The sequence below is a fragment of the Streptococcus sp. K0074 genome, assembly GCF_048843365.1.
In the GTDB taxonomy this organism is placed as follows: Bacteria; Bacillota; Bacilli; order Lactobacillales; family Streptococcaceae; genus Streptococcus; species Streptococcus mitis_BM.
On the sequence record NZ_CP184836.1, the window covers coordinates 356,097 to 375,907 of the forward strand.

The following is a 19,811-nucleotide window of genomic DNA, read 5'->3' on the forward strand; positions in this document are numbered from 1 at the left end:
AGAAGTTTAGAGAATTTTATCGGCTCTGTCCACTGTAAAGAGGGCCACAGTCATCAGGATATCGACGAGTAAGAGCGCAGCTACAGCTGGTACCCAAGAGTGGAACAGGTCAAAACTGTAACCAAAGAGGGTTGGCCCAAAGGCTGCTAGGATATAGCCTCCTGTTTGAGACAAACCAGACAATTGAGCTGTCTTTTCAGGGGCGCTTGTCTTGAGTGAAAAGTTGACCATGAGATAAGGGAAGAGGGCGCTGGTTGCGGTTCCGATGAGGAGATGGATGGCAAGCCAGTAAAAGAAATTACCGATTGGGAAGAAGAGCATGGAAATGCCGACCACACCAGCGAGTGAAACCAAAGTGAGCATGAGCTGACGGTTGCGAGTAGATAAGCTGGTTGTTAGGCTTGGGATAGTCATTGAAAAAGGAATGCTAATCAGAGAGAAGATAGAAGTCAGCAAGCCAGCTTCGTGACTGGATAGACCTGCATGGATGGCCATGGTAGGTAGCCAAGTCATAGCGGTGTAAAAGAGCAAGGATTGAAAACCTGCAAAGACAATCACTGCCCAGACCTGTTTATTATGCATGACCTTTGTTTTGCTTTTTTGTTTGGTTTGTGGAGCCAGTCTGTGATTATAGCGGTGATTAGGCAGCCAGACCAAAAAAGTTGCTAGGCAGAGCAGGGTGAGGAGGATGATAAGCCCTTTCCAAGAACTGGCTTGTGTAATGGGCACGGCTAGATAGGAAGCCAGAGCCGTCGCAATCCCCATAGAAGTTACATATAAGGTGGTCAGAAAACCAATCTTCTTTGGTTGATTGGCTTGGATAAGACTAGGAAGCAGAACATTGATGACTGCGATACTTGCCCCAACCATCAAGGTTCCTAGATAGAGCAGGGGCAGATTGATTAGTCGAATGAGAGAACCGATGGTCAAGAAGAAGAGGCTGTAGGTGAAGAGATGCTCCAAGCCAATTTTCTGAGCCAATCGGGTAGAAAAGAGCGAGAAGAGAGTAAACATGAGGAGGGGAAGGCTGGTCAAGACACCAAGTGAACTAACTTCTACCCCCAGACCTTGCGAAATATCTCCCAAAATAATGGGTAAAACAGTAAATGGAGTCCGCAAGGAAACACCAATCAGGATAATACCTGGAACAAAAAAGAGTGATTGCTTTTTCATATAATACCTCTTCTAGCTGATTTTAATAACAGCTTATTTTAAGGCTTTTTCCCTATAATGTCAAGTAAGGTTTCTGGCTTTCAAGATAAAAATAGGAAAGTCTTGAAAATTATGATAAAATAGTGGAAGGAAAAATTCAGGAGAGTAGTAGTGACTCAAAATGTTGAAAGTCTTCTCGTATCCATTGTAATCAGTGCATACAATGAAGAAAAATATCTGCCTGGTCTAATTGAGGACTTAAAAAATCAAACCTATCCTAAAGAAAATATTGAAATTCTATTTATAAATGCTATGTCTACAGATGGGACAACAGCCATCATTCAGCAATTTATAAAAGAAGACACAGAGTTTAACTCAATTAGATTGTATAACAATCCTAAGAAAAATCAAGCTAGTGGTTTTAACCTGGGAGTTAAACATTCTGTAGGGGACCTTATTTTAAAAATTGATGCTCATTCAAAAGTTACTGAGAGTTTTGTAATGAATAATGTGGCTGTTATTCAACAAGGTGAATCTGTCTGTGGGGGACCTAGACCGACGATTGTTGAAGGAAAGGGAAAATGGGCAGAGACCTTGCATCTTGTTGAGGAAAATATGTTTGGCAGTAGCATTGCCAATTATCGAAATAGTTCCGAGGATAGATATGTTTCTTCTATTTTTCATGGGATGTATAAACGAGAGGTTTTCCAGAAGGTTGGTTTAGTAAATGAGCAACTTGGCCGAACTGAAGATAATGATATTCATTATAGAATTCGAGAACATGGTTATAAAATCCGCTATAGCCCAAGTATTCTATCTTATCAGTATATTCGACCAACATTCAAGAAAATGCTGCATCAAAAGTATTCAAATGGTTTGTGGATTGGCTTGACAAGTCATGTTCAGCCTAAGTGTTTATCATTATTTCACTATGTTCCTTGTTTATTTGTTTTGAGTCTTGTGTTTAGTCTAGCATTGTTACCGATCACATTCGTATTCATAACTTTACTATTAGGTGCTTATTTTCTACTTTTGTCATTACTCACTTTGCTGACTTTATTAAAACATAAAAATGGATTTCTAATTGTGATGCCCTTTCTTTTATTTTCCATTCACTTTGCTTATGGCCTTGGGACGATTGTAGGTTTAATTAGAGGATTTAAATGGAAGAAAGAGTACAAGGGAACAGTAATTTATTTGGAAAAATAAGCCAAATAAATTAAAATATGCTACAATAACAATATAGTAAAACTCTTTTAAGGAGGAGTAAATTTCTATGAATAAAAAACTAACAGATTATGTGATTGATCTGGTGGAAATTTTAAATAAACAACAAAAGCAGGTTTTCTGGGGAATATTTGATATTTTGAGTATGGTGGTTTCCATCATTGTATCTTATATTTTATTTTATGGGCTGATTAATCCAGCACCTGTTGACTACATTATCTATACGAGTCTGGCCTTCCTGTTCTATCAATTGATGATTGGATTTTGGGGATTAAACGCTAGTATTAGTCGTTACAGCAAGATTACGGACTTTCTGAAAATCTTTTTTGGTGTGACTGCGAGCAGCATCTTGTCATATAGTATCTGCTATGCCTTCTTGCCACTTTTTTCAATCCGTTTCATCATTCTCTTTATCTTGTTTAGTACCTTCTTGATTTTATTGCCACGGATTACTTGGCAGTTAATCTACTCTAGACGCAAAAAAGGAAGTGGTGATGGAGAACACCGTCGGACCTTCTTGATTGGTGCTGGTGATGGTGGGGCTCTCTTTATGGATAGTTACCAACATCCAACTAGTGAATTAGAACTTGTCGGTATTTTGGATAAGGATGCTAAGAAAAAGGGACAAAAACTTGGTGGGATTCCTGTTTTGGGTTCATATGATGAATTGCCTGAATTAGCCAAACGCCATCAAATCGAGCGTGTTATCGTTGCGATTCCGTCGCTTGACCCGTCAGAATATGAGCGTATCTTGCAGATGTGTAATAAGCTGGGTGTCAAATGTTACAAGATGCCTAAAGTTGAAACAGTTGTTCAGGGACTTCACCAAGCAGCTACTGGCTTCCAAAAAATTGATATCACAGACCTTTTGGGCCGTCAGGAAATTCGTCTTGACGAATCGCGTCTGGGCGCAGAACTGACAGGTAAGACAATCTTGGTTACAGGTGCTGGTGGTTCAATCGGTTCTGAAATCTGTCGCCAAGTTAGCCGTTTCAATCCTGAACGCATTGTCTTGCTCGGTCATGGGGAAAACTCAATTTACCTTGTTTATCATGAATTGATTCGTAAGTTCCAAGGGATTGATTATGTACCAGTTATTGCCGATATTCAAGACTATGACCGTTTGTTGCAAGTCTTTGAGCAGTACAAGCCAGCTATTGTTTATCATGCGGCTGCCCACAAGCACGTTCCTATGATGGAGCGCAATCCAAAAGAAGCCTTCAAAAACAATATTCGTGGAACTTACAACGTTGCTAAGGCTGTTGATGAAGCCAAAGTACCTAAGATGGTTATGATTTCGACAGATAAGGCAGTTAATCCACCAAATGTTATGGGAGCAACCAAGCGCGTGGCTGAGTTGATTGTCACTGGCTTTAACCAACGTAGCCAATCGACCTATTGTGCAGTTCGGTTTGGGAATGTTCTTGGTAGCCGTGGTAGTGTCATTCCAGTCTTTGAACGTCAGATTGCTGAAGGTGGGCCTGTAACGGTGACAGACTTCCGCATGACCCGTTACTTCATGACCATTCCAGAAGCTAGCCGTTTGGTTATCCATGCTGGTGCTTATGCCAAGGATGGGGAAGTCTTTATCCTTGATATGGGCAAACCAGTCAAGATTTATGATTTGGCCAAGAAAATGGTCCTTCTAAGTGGACACACCGAAAGCGAAATTCCAATCGTTGAAGTTGGAATCCGTCCAGGTGAAAAACTTTACGAAGAACTCTTGGTTTCGACCGAATTAGTTGATAATCAGGTTATGGATAAGATTTTCGTTGGTAAGGTTAATGTTATGCCTCTAGAAGCTATCGATAAAAAGATTGAAGAATTCCGCACTCTCAGCGGAGATGAGTTGAAGCAGGCTATTATCGCCTTTGCTAATCAAACCACCCACGTTGAATAAAAAAGAAAAACGCATATTATCAGGTCAGTACAAATGAACCTTGGTAATATGCGTTTTGTTATGTAGAGACTTACTTCATTTTCTTCTGAAATAGAGTTGTCGCCCAGTCTATGTTATTGAAAATACTCCAAAACTTCTAAGGGTTTGTGAGCGATATAATCAGGTTGATAGTCTAGTAAATCTGCTTGCTCTCCAAATCCCCAAGTGACGGCCAATTTCTGAATGCCTGTTTCTTGAGCTCCAAGCATATCAAACTTGGTATCTCCGATGATGATGGCTTGTTCCGGTGCTAGTTGATGTGTCTGCAAGGCTTGGCGAATGACATCTGCCTTATGGGGTGCTTCAGGGCTGGAACCATAAATGCCATCAAAGAAATGATAGATTCCCAAGTTTTTAGTCATGTCTTGAGCGGTTGGAGTATTCTTTGTAGTGGTGATATAAAGAGGATAATTGCTCGATAACTTCTCAAGCAAGTCTACAATCTGAGGAAAGAGTTGAGCTTCATGGATGCCTTTCTCATTATAGTAAGAACGGTATATCTGGACGGCCTCAGAAATTTGTTCTTTAGGCAGGCAGGTCGCAAAACTACTTTCAAGAGGCGGTCCCATAAAACCACGAATAGTTTTGGCATCAGGGCTAGGCACCCCGAGCTCCTTAAAGGTATGGGTAAAGGCATTGTGAATCCCGATAGAACTATCAACGAGGGTTCCGTCCAGATCGAAAAAGATAGCTGAGATAGAGGTCATAGTTTCTCCTCTTTGATAAACTTATTCTCCGAAAATTTCTTTTTGGAGGCGACGACCAGTAGGTGTGGCAGCGAGTCCACCTTCAGCCGTTTCACGAAAGGCAGTTGGCATGCTTGCTCCTACTTGATACATGGCATCGATAACTTCATCCACAGGGATTTTAGATTCGATACCTGCCAAGGCCATGTCTGCTGCGATGAAGGCAAAACTAGCTCCCATAGCATTGCGCTTGACACAGGGAACTTCGACCAAGCCGGCAACAGGGTCACAGATGAGACCTAGCATATTTTTAATGACAAAGGCAATAGCTTGACTGGCTTGGTAGGGTGTCCCACCTGCAGCCAGAGTCAAGGCGGCAGCGCTCATAGCAGAGGCCGAACCAACCTCAGCCTGACAGCCACCTTCAGCACCTGAGATAGAGGCATTGTTTGCGATGACTAGTCCAAAGGCACCGGCAGCAAAGAGGAAATCCAGCTGTTGCTCGTGGCTGAGGTCTAATTTTTCAATAGCAGCTGTTAGAACGGAGGGCAGACAGCCAGCACTTCCTGCGGTCGGAGTGGCACAAACCAAGCCCATTTTAGCATTGTGTTCATTGACTGCGATGGCATTTCGGGCAGCAGAGAGAATCGTGTAATCTGATAGAGTTTTTCCGTTTTTGATGTAGTGATCCAATTTGGCAGCATCTCCACCTGTCAGGCCACTACGAGATTTATTTTCATTGAGGCCAAGTTGGACAGAGGCTTTCATGACTTCCAGATTGCGTTCCATGAGAAGGAGGACTTCTTCACGTTCGCGACCAGTCAATTCAAACTCTGTTGTAATCATGAGTTCTGCGACATTTCCTTGAAAGTCCAGTTCTGCCTGCTCGACCAATTCTTTGATAGAATAAAACATGCTTCCTCCTATTTAAAGAAATTGACATTGTGGAGATGAGGGATTTTTCGAATTTCTTCGATGGCCTCATCACAGTTGCGACTGTCAACTTCGATAATCATAATGGCTTTTTCACCAGCTTTTTCACGAGTGACATTCATCTGGGCGATATTGATACCATAGCGTGAAAGGGCTTCTGTTACGAGGGCAATCATACCTGGAATATCTTGATGAACAATGATGATAGTCGGTGTATTCATATTGAGAGAGACGGCAAAGCCATTGAGTTCGGTGACCTGAATATTCCCTCCACCGATAGAAATACCAGTTACGCTGATGGTCTTGTGGGCATTTTTGACGGTAATTTTAGTGGTGTTTGGGTGGGGGGCATTGCTGTCTTTCTGAATGGTCCAGACAATCTTGATGCCACGCTTGTGGGCAATCTCCAGACTATTTGGGATTTCAGGATCATCTGTATCCATGCCTAAAATACCTGCAACAAGGGCTAGGTCTGTCCCGTGACCACGATAGGTCTTGGCAAATGAGTTAAAAAGTTGGAATTCGACTTCTGTCGGAGTATCATCAAAAATGGAAGAGACAATCTTCCCAATACGAACAGCACCAGCGGTATGGCTACTAGATGGGCCAATCATAACTGGTCCGATGATATCAAAGACAGATTGAAAACGAAGTGATTTCATCAGTTTCCCCTTATAAAAATTCTTATCTCTATTATATCAAAGAATAAAGGTCTTGACTTTAATTGTGGATGAAAACCTTTCTAATACCTCAAATAGCATAAAAATAGTATCTTTTATGACAAAAAACACATTATTTAGGGAAATAAAAAATAATTTTGTAATATTTCTACATAAAAGTGTCAAGAAACGGTAATATTTAAAGGGTATGATAGAACTATAGAAAGAAGGAGAATTTTCAAATATGAAATCAACAACTAAAAAGATTAAAACAACTCTTGCAGGAGTAGCTGCCTTGTTTGCAGTATTTGCTCCATCATTTGTATCTGCTCAAGAATCATCAACTTACACTGTTAAAGAAGGTGATACACTTTCAGAAATCGCTGAAACTCACAACACAACTGTTGAGAAATTGGCAGAAAACAACCACATTGATAACATTCATTTGATTTATGTTGGTCAAGAGTTGGTTATCGACGGTCCAGCAGCGCCAGTAGCCACAGCTTCAACGACTTATGAAGCTCCAGCTGCCCAAGACGAAACTGTTTCAGCCACAGTGGCAGAAACTACAGAGGTAGAGGAAGAAACTCCAGTAGTAAGTGAAACAGTAGCAGAAGAAACAGTTGCTTCAACTGTAAGCGGATCTGAAGCAGAAGCTAAAGAATGGATCGCTCAAAAAGAATCAGGTGGTAGCTACACAGCTACAAACGGACGTTACATTGGACGCTACCAATTGACAGATTCATACTTGAACGGTGACTACTCAGCTGAAAACCAAGAACGTGTAGCAGATGCCTACGTTGCAGGACGTTACGGTTCATGGACTGCTGCTAAAAACTTCTGGCTTAACAATGGCTGGTATTAAGAACTAACGAACAGAATAATATGAAAAGGTCGAGGAAATCCCTCGACTTTTTTATATTTCCTTCGGTTGAGAATAGATCTCTACTTCTTTTTTGAGGTAGGACAGCATAGAAGTTTCCTCGGTCAGCTCCAGAAGGGAGAACCCTTTTTGGATAAGTCTAGCATCATCCCTACAAATCCCAATACGGACATAGCAGATAGCAAGTCTATCGTAGTGCTTCTTTTTCTTGGCATCCTCTAGTAAAGTATAGCAGATTTGTTGACACATGTTTTTGTCTTGATGGTATAAGTAAATGGTGGACAGATTGAGTAGGATTGCCATTCGTAAGTCATATAAATGTTGGTAGTTTTTATAGACTTCCAAGCGTTGCAAGATTTTTCCAGTAATGAGATGGAGGTGATCAATGGGAAAGCTGAAAAGGATGGTATTGAGGATTTTTAGGTCATTTTCATACCATGTATCTTGTTTTTCAATTTTTTCCCAAAGTTTTTTGACAGTCTGTTTCACTTGGTTTGACAGTTGCTCTGTACCATGTTGACGGATATGAATGACAATTTCCAACATATCTCTGATTTCTTCTATGGGCAGGTCGTGGTGGGTTTTGAGATAGTCTTGGCATTTTTGAAATAGTTTTTCGAGTTCACTAGTCCCTAGGATTGAGCTCATATTGAGATAGGTTTGCATGATTTCTGTTCGTTGGCTCGGTTGATAGAGGTGGCAGATATAGTCAAACTCTTCAAAACTCATATTAATCTGTCGGAGAAGAAAATCCATATTTTCATATTTAGGAGTTGTCTTACCACTTTCAATCTTTGATAGGCTAGTTCTTGAGAGGACATTTCCACAGACCTCTTCTTGAGTCAAGCCTTTTGACTCACGTATTTCTTTATAGATATTTCCGAAATCATAACGCATGATTTTCTCCTTTTCGTGAAAAAAGTTAACAAAGAATAAAATCCTATTAAAAATATTGTATCATAGTAATATAAAAAGTAAAAAAGAAAGCTAAAATAAGTTTGGTGTAATTTTAATATGGGGTTAATGAGTACTATGATGTAGCTAGAAAAGGGGTGGAAAAATGTTTAAAAATAAGGAACTTTTTCGAGTAGTCATGATATTTGTGATAGGAATTATCCTAATTTTAATGACACCCGTCTTATTTAAAGTTGTTATGGAACTATTTTCAAAATAGATAGGCCTCTGCTTTAGGTAGAGTAGTGAATCAGGAGGTTAAGTGATGAACTACAATTTAAAATATCTCTTATCAGGAATATTTATTATAGTCTTCATAGGTTTCCTAGTCTGGATGCGTTATTTTAATCAGAAGAAGGAAGAAGCGCATTCGGATGTGTCTTTTGAAGCGAGGTTAGATAGTGAGGTCAAGGCCTTATATAAACAACTAGGATTGGGTGAGGAGCCTCAGTATTTCTTAGCGTATCGCTACCTACATCCTTGGTTTAATTTGGCGATTTTACCACCAACAGTTGAAATTTTCTTAACTAAAATAGCGCTGGTGATGGTGACTCCAGATGAACTACTGATAAGAAATCTTGGGAATGGGATGACTTTCACAAGTGAGCACCATCGTGATTTGCGACAAGGACTTATCCGCATTCCAAAATCAGAGATGAAAGAATTTGAGATTCGCAACTGGAAAAGAGTTTTTATATTTGGCGATTTTTTGACAATTAAAACAAGCCAACATAGCTATTATTTGCAGGTTAGAAATGATGGACTTCAAAAAGGAAGTCTTTCTACCAAACATTTCTCTGACTTGAAACGACAAGATTTTCTCGGATTATTGACAGATAAACGGACATTCTGATTGACAATTGCCCTAGTGGCTTATTGTAAACTTTACAAATGAGCTGTAAACACTAGAATTCATTCAGAAAGGCAATTCCTATGAAAAATAAAATTTTAATCATTGTTTATATTTTAGCCTCGCTAATCATCAGTTTTATAATCTTTTCACTTTTGCATATTGATTTTAAATGGTGGACAACTCTGGCTATAAGTGCAGGATTTATTTACACCTACTTAAGGTCTAGCAAAAAATAAAAAGTACCTGCACCTATCTCGCTTTCGTCTCTTCACGGGAGGTATCTCTATGAAAAAAATCAGTCATCTTTGTATGCTCCTGCTCTTGCTGTGTACTACGTTTTTTGTCCTGAATGTAAATGTTACACGTGAAATAGTGCGGATTCAGGAGATGGGCAAGACAACTTATTCATTTGACTTGTACTTGAAAGATGTCACTAAACCGACAGAAACGATTCTCCAGTTTTTTGAAGAGGTTGCAAATCAAGACAAGGTCTCTATTATCAAAGTAGATAATGGAGATGAAGCCGTCAAGGCTGGTGTTTTTGATAAGGAAACCTTCCCCTATCAGGAGTTCGGTCTGACTTCTCTTGATTTTTCAAAGAATGAGAAGGGGGTCTACAGCAACCAGGATCTTCCCAATAATCTAGGAACCATTCCCACCTTTTTAAAGGTGAAACTCATTCGACTCCAGACCTTCCAATCCTATATTGAGGATAAATCCCATACTGTAAATGGGCGCTACATGATTACCTCCAGCAAAGAGATAGATCGCGATACCATTCTACAAAAGTGGAGTGATTTTTTCCAGATAGATAAGACGATTTTATTAGAACCCACTTACCGAAGTCAGGTTGGAGTGCTAAATCAAGAGTTGTTACTATCTATCATTATCTTTATCTTGGCAATCTTGCTTGTGATTTTAATGACAGTTTATCAGCCGATGATGGAGATGAAACGAGTGGGGGTTCAAAAGTTACTTGGTTTCCAAAGCAGGGCGATTTTAGCTGGTTTTGTAAAGACTAATTTTTATCTTCTCTTGGGTGGAAGTCTTATCATTGACTTGGGACTATTTTTAGTGCTGGACTACAGACCAAAACTTCTGTTCCCAAGTTTACTCTTATCCCAATTTCTGCTTTTACAGTTGTATTTGTTCATCAGTTGGCTGACCTACCTGATGATTCAGAAAATGACAGTCAGCTCCATGTTGAAAGGTTTTTCATCTGTCAAACTTGGTCTTATCTTCAATTATGTGATGAAAATAGGGACAACTATTTTACTGACGGCCTTACTGATTGGGGTGGGCAGAAGTTTAGAACAAGAAAACAAAGAACTTGCTTATCAACAACAGTGGGTAAGCCAAGGAAATTACCTGACCTTAGAAACCTTCAAACTCAATGATAACCTGTGGCAAGAAGAGCTAGCAGGTTCAGGGAAATCTACAGATTATTTCTACCAATTTTATCAAGACTTGCTAGCAAAAACACAAGTAAACTATGTGCGAAGTACGAGTCTTCCTATCAAACCAGTCATCAAAGCAGAACAAGTGCAGAACTACCAACTGCCTGATAAGGTAGATGTTTACTATGCTAATAGCAATTTTCTAAAGAGCAAGGGATTCAAGTTACCAGATACCGGCACTAAAAAAGTTATTTTGATGCCAGCCAGTGATAAAGGACAAGAAGGCAAGAATCAGTTCTTGGGAAAATCCATAGCCTATCTTTCTATGAGGTATGAAGATCAGCAAAAGAAAACAATAGAAGATATGGATGTCGAGATTGCCTATTATGAAGGAGATTGGTCATTTTTCCCATATAGTGATAAGCGAAAGGAAAATCTCTCCAATCCAATTATTAGCTTGGTCAATGATTCTGATATGATGTGGGATGAGAAAGCCTCCCTGTCAACAACTGGCTTAAATAATCCGATTAAAATTGAAAATACGGTTCAACATCAAAAAGAGATTACAGAGTTAGTTGAGAAATTGTCAGATGGGAATTATTTAAAATTTTCATCGATTCAAGCCATTCAACAAGAGAAAGTAGATTCTTATCGAGATGCAGTTCGAAATCTTAATATACTCTTTGCTTTGTTTGGTCTCCTTAGCATGATGATTTCCTACTTCTTACTAGTAACAACTTTCTTATTGAAGCGAACAGATATCATTACCAAGAAGTTTATGGGGTGGAAACTGGTCGATCGCTACCGTCCTCTCTTAGTTCTGCTCTTGCTGGGCTATAGTCTGCCTCTTCTAGTCTTGATTTTCTTTGCCCATGCGCTCTTGCCACTTCTACTGTTTGCAGGCTTTACATGTTTGGATATACTATTTGTGCTAGGCTTGGCTTCTACGATGGAGAAAAGAAGTCTAGTAGAATTATTGAAAGGGGGCATCTTATGATTGAGTTGGAAAATATTACCAAAACCATTGGGGGAAAAGTGATTTTGGATAACTTATCTCTCAGGATTGATCAGGGGGATTTGGTAGCCATTGTTGGTAAGAGTGGTAGTGGTAAGTCGACCTTGTTAAATTTATTAGGTTTGATAGATGGTGATTATAGCGGACGGTATGAGATTTTTGGCCAGACAAATCTAGCAGTCAATTCTGCTAAGTCACAAACAATAATCCGTGAACATATCTCTTATCTGTTTCAAAATTTTGCCCTGATTGATGATGAAACGGTCGAGTACAATCTCATGCTGGCGCTGAAATATGTAAAATTGTCTAAGAAAGACAAGCTCAAAAAGGTGGAAGAGATTTTAGAGAGAGTAGGTTTGTCAGCTACTTTGCATCAAAAGGTCTCCGAGTTGTCTGGTGGGGAGCAACAACGAATTGCAGTTGCTAGAGCCATCTTAAAACCTAGCCAGCTGATTTTAGCCGATGAACCTACAGGTTCGCTGGATCCTGAAAATAGAGATTTGGTCTTGAAGTTTCTCTTAGAGATGAATCGCGAGGGGAAAACAGTTATTATTGTGACCCACGATGCTTATGTAGCCCAACAATGTCATCGGATCATTGAATTGGGCGAGGGGAAATGAGTTCGTTCGGCTTCTTTTGATTGGCTGAATACTCATGTTTTTTAGAGAGAAATAGCATAAATACGCCTAGGAATGACATTTTTATGTAGTATTTCTAGGTTTTTTTGTTTCGAATTGAAAATTTTTTCAATTTAGACTTGACAAATGATGAGCATAGGAGTATTATTTATACAACCAAAAAGAATAAACATAAAGGAGGCTTTGTTATGAATAAGATGAAGAAGGTGTTGATGACGATGTTTGGTTTAGTGATGCTCCCCCTACTATTTGCTTGTAGTAACAATCAATCGGCTGGAATTGAAGCTATCAAGTCCAAAGGAAAATTGGTTGTAGCCCTCAATCCAGATTTTGCTCCATTTGAATACCAAAAAGTGGTTGATGGGAAAAATCAGATTGTGGGTTCAGATATCGAATTAGCCAAGGCTATCGCAACAGAACTAGGTGTCGAATTGGAACTATCTCCCATGAGTTTTGACAATGTACTGGCTAGTGTTCAATCAGGAAAAGCCGATCTTGCCATATCTGGTGTTTCTAAGACAGATGAACGGAGCAAGGTATTCGATTTTTCAACTCCCTACTATACTTCAAAAAATAAGGTAATTGTCAAAAAATCTGACTTGCCTACTTATCAGTCTGTAAACGACTTGGCGCAGAAAAAGGTTGGAGCGCAGAAAGGTTCGATTCAAGAGACGATGGCGAAAGATTTGCTTCAAAATTCTTCCCTCGTATCTCTGCCTAAAAATGGGAATTTAATTACAGATTTAAAATCAGGACAAGTGGATGCTGTTATCTTTGAAGAACCAGTTGCCAAGGGATTTGTGGAAAATAATCCTGATTTAGCAATCGCAGACCTCAATTTTGAAAAAGAGCAAGATGATTCCTACGCGGTCGCTATGAAAAAAGATAGCAAGGAATTGAAAGAGGCAGTCGATAAAACCATTCAAAAGTTGAAGGAGTCTGGGGAATTAGACAAACTCATTGAGGATGCCTTCAAAGCATCCATTGAAAAATAGAAAGAAGGAAAAGAACATGAGTAAAGAAAAAGTAATTTTGGCCTATTCTGGCGGTTTAGACACATCAGTTGCGATTACCTGGCTAAAGAAAGACTATGATGTTGTTGCAGTTTGTATGGATGTGGGTGAAGGGAAAGACTTAGATTTCATCCATGATAAGGCTCTCAAGGTTGGAGCAGTCGAATCTTATGTCATTGATGTTAAGGACGAGTTTGCTACAGATTATGTGCTAGTGGCTCTCCAGTCACATGCCTACTATGAACAAAAATACCCCTTGGTATCTGCCTTGAGCCGCCCTCTTATTTCTAAAAAATTGGTTGAAATTGCACATCAGACAGGAGCGACTACAATTGCTCATGGTTGTACAGGTAAGGGGAATGACCAAGTACGTTTTGAAGTATCCATTGCAGCCTTGGATCCCAATTTAAAAGTGATTGCGCCAGTTCGTGAATGGAAATGGTCTCGGGAGGAAGAAATTCATTATGCCAAGGAAAATGGGGTACCTGTTCCTGCTGACCTTGACAATCCCTACTCTGTTGACCAAAATCTTTGGGGACGTGCCAATGAGTGTGGTATTTTGGAAAATCCATGGAATCAGGCTCCAGAAGAAGCCTTTGGCATCACAACTTCTCCAGAGCAAGCTCCAGATATGCCAGAATACATTGATATTGAGTTTAGTGAAGGTGTTCCAGTTTCCCTCAATGGAGAAGGGCTAAAATTGGCGGATTTGATTCAAAAACTCAATGAAATAGCTGGAAAACATGGGGTTGGACGGATTGACCACGTGGAAAATCGTTTGGTTGGGATTAAATCAAGAGAAATCTATGAGTGTCCAGGGGCAGTGACCTTGCTGACAGCTCATAAGGAAATTGAGGACTTGACGCTTGTGAGAGAAGTGGCTCATTTTAAACCAATTATAGAAAATGAATTATCAAATCTCATTTATAATGCTTTGTGGTTTAGTCCAGCTACACAAGCCTTGATTGCTTATATTAAAGAGACTCAAAAAGTTGTCAATGGGACTGCAAAAGTTAAATTCTATAAGGGGAGCGCTCAGGTCGTGGCTCGGAAATCACCAAATTCACTTTATGATGAAAATTTGGCGACGTATACCAGTGCAGATACCTTTGACCAAGATGCGGCTGTTGGCTTTATTAAGTTGTGGGGACTTCCAACCAAGGTTCATTCTGAGGTTCAAAAAAGCGCCAAATAGGACGATTGACTAGAGAGGTGGATGTGATATGGCTAAGAATACAAAATTATGGGGTGGTCGCTTTGAAGGTACTGTCGAAGACTGGGTAGAGCGCTTTGGTGCGAGTATATCTTTTGACCAGAAATTAGCTAAATTTGACTTGATTGGTTCTTTGGCCCACGTTCAGATGTTGGGTCAGACGGGTATTTTGAGTTTGAATGAGTCAGAAAAGATTCAAGAAGGTTTGAAAGAGCTTTTAGAAGAGCTAGAGGCAGGCCAACTTGACTTTGATATCGCAAACGAAGATATTCACATGAATATGGAAGTATTGCTGACAGAAAAAATTGGTCCCCTTGCAGGGAAGTTACATACAGCTCGTTCTCGAAATGACCAAGTTGCGACAGATATGCACTTATATCTCAAGGAGCAACTAGGCCATGTCCTAGATAAACTGGCTCATCTCAAGGGTGTTTTATTAGACTTGGCGGAAAATCATGTGGAGACAATCATGCCGGGCTATACCCATCTGCAACATGCTCAGCCTATTAGTTTTGCCCACCACCTGATGGCTTACTACAATATGTTTCAGAGAGACAGTGAACGTTTTGAATTTAACCAGAAGCATACAGACCTATGCCCTCTAGGTGCGGCAGCTTTGGCAGGGACGACTTTCCCCATTGATCGCCAATTGTCTAGCGATTTGTTAGAGTTTAAGCAACCTTATACAAATTCTTTGGATGCTGTTAGTGACCGCGATTTTATCTTAGAATTTCTGTCTAATGCCAGCATACTCATGATGCATATGAGCCGTTTTTGTGAAGAAATGATCAATTGGTGTAGTTTTGAGTACCAATTCATTACCTTGTCAGATACGTTTACAACAGGTTCCTCTATTATGCCCCAAAAGAAAAATCCAGATATGGCTGAGTTGATTCGAGGAAAGACTGGTAGAGTTTATGGGAATCTGTTTGGACTGTTGACAGTCATGAAGTCCTTGCCTTTAGCTTATAATAAGGATTTGCAAGAGGATAAGGAAGGAATGTTTGATACGGTTGAAACGATTTTAAATTCCCTTGATGTGTTGGCAGGTATGTTATCCAGCTTGCAGGTGAACAAAGAAAAAATGCAAGAGTCTACAGAGAAGGACTTTTCAAATGCAACTGAGTTGGCAGATTATTTGGCAGGGAAAGGCTTGCCATTTAGAGAAGCTCATGAGGTTGTGGGAAGATTAGTGCTAGACTCTATCAAGTCTGCTAAAAATATTCAAGATTGGACTTTGGAGGAATTGCAAACCTATCATTCCCTCATTGCCGAGGATATCTATGTCTACTTGCAACCTAAAACTGCTGTTCAAAGACGAAATTCTTTGGGAGGTACAGGATTTGACCAAGTGAAATACCAGATTGCAGTTGCTAAGAAAGCGAATGAAGCTAGAAAGTGCTAGATTGATAGGTTCAGAATAAGAGGTTGGTCGATTGACAGCCTCTTTCTTGTCTTCTCCAACCAAGCATGTTATAATGAATACTGCTCAAGCGACCTTCAATCGTGAAGCACACACGACCTTCAATCGTGAATAAACGAATAGATGGGAGACTTACCATGAGTGATAACTCTAAAACACGTGTTGTCGTGGGGATGAGTGGTGGTGTTGATTCGTCGGTGACGGCTCTTTTGCTCAAGGAGCAGGGCTACGATGTGATCGGTATCTTCATGAAGAACTGGGACGACACAGATGAAAACGGCGTCTGTACGGCGACCGAAGATTACAAGGATGTGGCTGCGGTGGCAGACCAGATTGGCATTCCTTACTACTCTGTCAATTTTGAAAAAGAGTACTGGGACCGCGTTTTTGAGTATTTCCTAGCGGAATACCGTGCAGGACGCACGCCAAATCCAGACGTTATGTGTAACAAGGAAATCAAGTTTAAGGCCTTTTTGGACTATGCCATGACCTTGGGGGCAGACTATGTAGCGACTGGGCATTATGCCCGAGTGGCACGTGATGAGGATGGCATCGTTCACATGCTTCGTGGCGTGGACAATGGCAAGGACCAAACCTATTTCCTCAGCCAACTTTCGCAAGAACAACTTCAAAAAACCATGTTCCCACTGGGGCATTTGGAAAAGCCTGAAGTTCGCAGACTAGCAGAAGAAGCAGGCCTTGCAACTGCTAAGAAGAAAGACTCGACAGGGATTTGCTTTATCGGAGAAAAGAACTTTAAAAATTTCCTCAGCAACTACCTGCCAGCTCAGCCTGGTCGCATGATGACTGTGGATGGTCGCGATATGGGCGAGCATGCCGGCCTTATGTACTATACGATTGGTCAGCGTGGTGGTCTCGGTATCGGGGGTCAACACGGTGGAGACAATGCTCCTTGGTTCGTTGTCGGAAAAGACCTAAGCAAGAATATTCTCTATGTAGGCCAAGGTTTCTACCATGATTCGCTCATGTCAACCAGCCTAGAGGCTAGCCAAGTCCACTTTACTCGTGAGATGCCAGAGGAGTTTACGCTCGAATGTACGGCTAAATTCCGCTACCGTCAACCTGATTCGAAGGTGACAGTACATGTCAAAGGAGATAAGGCAGAGGTTATCTTTGCAGAACCGCAACGCGCCATCACACCAGGACAGGCAGTTGTCTTTTACGATGGCGAAGAGTGTCTAGGTGGTGGCTTGATTGACAATGCTTACCGTGACGGACAAGTTTGTCAGTACATTTAGATTGACAAATTTTCTCAATTTGCTACAATAATAACAGCAATAGAAATGATGGTCAAAGCTCATGGATGTTGCAGGCTTTTTTGTCCTGCACTTCTTTGGAGTTTTGACTGTTTTTGTGTCGTTTAAGGGAAAGGACAAGAATGACTCAGCAAGACTTTCGGACAAAAGTAGACAATACGGTTTTTGGTGTTCGGGCGACAGCTTTGATTCTTCAAAATCGCAAGCTTCTAGTCACCAAAGATAAGGGCAAGTATTACACAATTGGTGGTGCGATTCAAGTCAATGAAAGCACGGAAGACGCGGTAGTCCGTGAAGTGAGGGAAGAACTGGGTGTCAAAGCTCAAGCTGGCCAGCTAGCTTTTGTTGTTGAAAATCGTTTTGAACAGGACGGTGTTTCCTATCACAATATCGAGTTTCATTATCTGGTGGACTTGCTGGAAGATGCCCCATTGACCATGCAGGAAGATGAGAAAAGGCAGCCCTGTGAGTGGATTGACTTAGACAAGCTTAAGGGTATCAATCTAGTTCCAGCCTTTCTAAAAACAGCCCTACCAGATTGGGGCGGCCAACTAAGACACATTCATTTTGAGGAATAGGAGAGAAATATGACTTATCATTTTACTGAAGAATACGATATTATTGTAATCGGTGCGGGACACGCTGGGGTCGAGGCTTCCTTGGCCGCTAGCCGTATGGGTTGTAAGGTCTTACTTGCGACCATCAACATTGAAATGCTGGCTTTCATGCCTTGTAACCCCTCTATCGGTGGTTCTGCCAAAGGGATTGTCGTGCGTGAAGTTGATGCCCTCGGTGGCGAGATGGCCAAAACCATTGACAAGACTTACATCCAGATGAAGATGCTCAACACAGGGAAGGGTCCAGCTGTCCGTGCCCTTCGTGCGCAGGCTGACAAGGAGCTTTACTCTAAGGAAATGCGCAAGACAGTTGAAAATCAAGAGAATCTGACCCTTCGTCAAACCATGATTGATGAGATTTTGGTGGAAGACGGCAAAGTTGTCGGTGTTCGTACAGCGACCCATCAAGAATATGCTGCTAAGGCCGTTATCGTGACGACAGGGACGGCCCTCCGTGGGGAAATTATCATCGGTGACCTCAAGTACTCATCAGGTCCTAACCACAGTTTGGCTTCTATTAACCTTGCTGACAATCTCAAGGAACTGGGCCTCGAAATCGGTCGTTTCAAGACAGGAACCCCTCCACGTGTCAAGGCTTCTTCTATCAATTACGATGTGACAGAAATTCAGCCAGGAGACGAAGCGCCTAATCATTTCTCATACACTTCACGTGATGAGGATTATGTCAAGGATCAGGTGCCATGCTGGTTGACCTACACCAATGGTACCAGCCATGAAATTATCCAAAATAACCTCCACCGTGCGCCTATGTTTACAGGTGTGGTCAAGGGAGTGGGACCTCGTTACTGTCCATCAATTGAGGACAAGATTGTGCGCTTTGCAGACAAGGAACGCCACCAACTCTTCCTTGAGCCAGAAGGGCGCAATACTGAGGAAGTCTATGTTCAAGGACTTTCAACCAGTCTGCCTGAGGATGTCCAGCGTGACTTGGTTCATTCCATCAAAGGTTTGGAAAATGCAGAGATGATGCGGACAGGTTATGCCATTGAGTATGATATGGTCTTGCCTCATCAGTTGCGTGCGACTCTGGAAACCAAGAAAATCTCCGGACTTTTCACTGCTGGTCAAACAAATGGAACATCAGGTTACGAAGAGGCAGCAGGCCAAGGAATTATCGCGGGTATTAATGCCGCTCTGAAAATCCAAGGTAAACCTGAGTTGATTCTAAAACGAAGTGACGGTTATATTGGGGTCATGATTGACGATTTGGTGACCAAGGGAACCATTGAACCCTACCGTCTATTGACCAGTCGTGCTGAATACCGTCTCATTCTCCGTCATGACAATGCCGATATGCGTTTAACAGAGATGGGACGCGAGATTGGACTTGTGGATGATGAACGCTGGACTCGCTTTGAAATCAAGAAAAATCAATTTGAAAATGAGATGAAGCGCCTAGATAGCATCAAACTCAAGCCAGTCAAGGAAACAAATGCCAAGGTTGAGGAGATGGGCTTCAAGCCGTTGACCGATGCAGTGACAGCCAAGGAATTCCTTCGCCGTCCAGAAGTTTCTTACCAAGATGTGGTAGCCTTCATCGGACCAGCAGCAGAGGACTTGGATGACAAGATTATCGAATTGATTGAAACAGAAATCAAGTACGAAGGCTATATTTCCAAAGCCATGGATCAGGTAGCCAAGATGAAACGCATGGAAGAAAAACGTATTCCAGCAAATATTGATTGGGATGATATTGATTCTATTGCGACGGAAGCTCGTCAGAAGTTCAAACTTATCAATCCAGAAACCATCGGCCAAGCCAGCCGTATTTCGGGAGTAAACCCAGCAGATATTTCTATTTTGATGGTGTATCTGGAAGGTAAAAATCGTAGTATTTCTAAAAATCAAGAAAAGAAAGCATAGAGAAAAACAGCTCCGAAAAATCGGGGCTGTTTTGTTGATCTTGTATTC

General features: G+C 41.1%; 17 protein-coding genes. 12 read left to right on the forward strand and 5 right to left on the reverse strand.

The features are described from left to right. Positions 1 to 6 precede the first annotated feature (6 nt). Positions 7 to 1,173 (reverse strand): CynX/NimT family MFS transporter, encoded by a 1,167-nt coding sequence (locus tag ACN076_RS01840; protein WP_261024626.1) that lies wholly within the window; start codon positions 1,171 to 1,173, stop codon positions 7 to 9. A 150-nt stretch (positions 1,174 to 1,323) separates the two neighbouring features. Here ACN076_RS01840 and ACN076_RS01845 point away from each other — a divergent pair, with 150 nt between their 5' ends. Together ACN076_RS01845 and ACN076_RS01850 are read left to right on the forward strand one after the other, a co-directional pair. Continuing rightward, positions 1,324 to 2,361 carry a glycosyltransferase family 2 protein gene (locus tag ACN076_RS01845; RefSeq protein WP_371491479.1) on the forward strand — a complete coding sequence of 346 codons (1,038 nt, stop codon included), beginning with the start codon at positions 1,324 to 1,326 and terminating at the stop codon, positions 2,359 to 2,361. 67 nt (positions 2,362 to 2,428) lie between these two features. After that, positions 2,429 to 4,279: a nucleoside-diphosphate sugar epimerase/dehydratase gene (locus ACN076_RS01850; protein ID WP_153192717.1), complete on the forward strand. Its 1,851-nt coding sequence runs from the start codon at positions 2,429 to 2,431 to the stop codon at positions 4,277 to 4,279. 113 nt (positions 4,280 to 4,392) lie between these two features. Here ACN076_RS01850 and ACN076_RS01855 read toward each other — a convergent pair whose 3' ends face one another. The 3 genes from ACN076_RS01855 to sdaAB are packed head-to-tail and all read right to left on the reverse strand — an operon-like array spanning position 4,393 to position 6,599. After that, positions 4,393 to 5,025, reverse strand: coding sequence for an HAD family hydrolase (locus ACN076_RS01855; RefSeq protein ID WP_420790043.1), 633 nt, complete (start codon positions 5,023 to 5,025; stop codon positions 4,393 to 4,395). A 21-nt stretch (positions 5,026 to 5,046) separates the two neighbouring features. Beyond that, a complete protein-coding gene (gene sdaAA / locus ACN076_RS01860; protein WP_000500052.1) occupies positions 5,047 to 5,919 on the reverse strand; it encodes an L-serine ammonia-lyase, iron-sulfur-dependent, subunit alpha in 873 nt (290 codons plus the stop codon). 8 nt (positions 5,920 to 5,927) lie between these two features. Further along, positions 5,928 to 6,599, reverse strand: coding sequence for an L-serine ammonia-lyase, iron-sulfur-dependent subunit beta (gene sdaAB, locus ACN076_RS01865; protein ID WP_000838912.1), 672 nt, complete (start codon positions 6,597 to 6,599; stop codon positions 5,928 to 5,930). Between the two features lie 241 nt (positions 6,600 to 6,840). Here sdaAB and ACN076_RS01870 point away from each other — a divergent pair, with 241 nt between their 5' ends. Continuing rightward, a complete protein-coding gene (locus ACN076_RS01870) occupies positions 6,841 to 7,461 on the forward strand; it encodes a LysM peptidoglycan-binding domain-containing protein (RefSeq protein ID WP_101776627.1) in 621 nt (206 codons plus the stop codon). A gap of 51 nt (positions 7,462 to 7,512) precedes the next feature. On the opposite strand, the gene ACN076_RS01875 is transcribed toward ACN076_RS01870, so the two are convergent. Beyond that, the gene (locus tag ACN076_RS01875; protein ID WP_101776626.1) at positions 7,513 to 8,376 is read right to left on the reverse strand and encodes a helix-turn-helix domain-containing protein; all 864 of its coding nucleotides are present in this window, start codon (positions 8,374 to 8,376) and stop codon (positions 7,513 to 7,515) included. 322 nt (positions 8,377 to 8,698) lie between these two features. On the opposite strand from ACN076_RS01875, the gene ACN076_RS01880 reads away from it, so the two are divergent. The 9 genes from ACN076_RS01880 to mnmG all read left to right on the forward strand — a co-directional run bounded on the left by ACN076_RS01880 (position 8,699) and on the right by mnmG (position 19,763). Continuing rightward, positions 8,699 to 9,286 (forward strand): hypothetical protein, encoded by a 588-nt coding sequence (locus ACN076_RS01880; RefSeq protein WP_153192714.1) that lies wholly within the window; start codon positions 8,699 to 8,701, stop codon positions 9,284 to 9,286. A gap of 285 nt (positions 9,287 to 9,571) precedes the next feature. Next, positions 9,572 to 11,680, forward strand: a complete 2,109-nt coding sequence (locus ACN076_RS01885; RefSeq protein WP_420790044.1) for a bacteriocin-associated integral membrane family protein — start codon at positions 9,572 to 9,574, stop codon at positions 11,678 to 11,680. Next, complete coding sequence (locus ACN076_RS01890; protein WP_000571038.1) at positions 11,677 to 12,318, forward strand: ABC transporter ATP-binding protein; 642 nt, start codon at positions 11,677 to 11,679, stop codon at positions 12,316 to 12,318. The genes ACN076_RS01885 and ACN076_RS01890 overlap by 4 nt, the downstream gene beginning before the upstream one ends. 206 nt (positions 12,319 to 12,524) lie before the next feature. Further along, entirely contained in the window at positions 12,525 to 13,331 is an 807-nt protein-coding gene (locus ACN076_RS01895) for an ABC transporter substrate-binding protein (protein ID WP_420790045.1), read from the forward strand. 16 nt (positions 13,332 to 13,347) lie between these two features. Next, positions 13,348 to 14,544, forward strand: a complete 1,197-nt coding sequence (locus ACN076_RS01900) for an argininosuccinate synthase (protein WP_420790046.1) — start codon at positions 13,348 to 13,350, stop codon at positions 14,542 to 14,544. Positions 14,545 to 14,572: 28 nt separating this feature from the next. Next, complete coding sequence (gene argH / locus ACN076_RS01905) at positions 14,573 to 15,967, forward strand: argininosuccinate lyase (RefSeq protein ID WP_101786460.1); 1,395 nt, start codon at positions 14,573 to 14,575, stop codon at positions 15,965 to 15,967. A gap of 155 nt (positions 15,968 to 16,122) precedes the next feature. After that, complete coding sequence (gene mnmA / locus ACN076_RS01910; RefSeq protein ID WP_001282946.1) at positions 16,123 to 17,244, forward strand: tRNA 2-thiouridine(34) synthase MnmA; 1,122 nt, start codon at positions 16,123 to 16,125, stop codon at positions 17,242 to 17,244. Between the two features lie 140 nt (positions 17,245 to 17,384). Next, complete coding sequence (locus ACN076_RS01915) at positions 17,385 to 17,840, forward strand: NUDIX hydrolase (protein ID WP_224218118.1); 456 nt, start codon at positions 17,385 to 17,387, stop codon at positions 17,838 to 17,840. Positions 17,841 to 17,849: 9 nt separating this feature from the next. Next, positions 17,850 to 19,763: a tRNA uridine-5-carboxymethylaminomethyl(34) synthesis enzyme MnmG gene (mnmG, locus tag ACN076_RS01920; protein ID WP_420790047.1), complete on the forward strand. Its 1,914-nt coding sequence runs from the start codon at positions 17,850 to 17,852 to the stop codon at positions 19,761 to 19,763. Positions 19,764 to 19,811 lie beyond the last annotated feature (48 nt).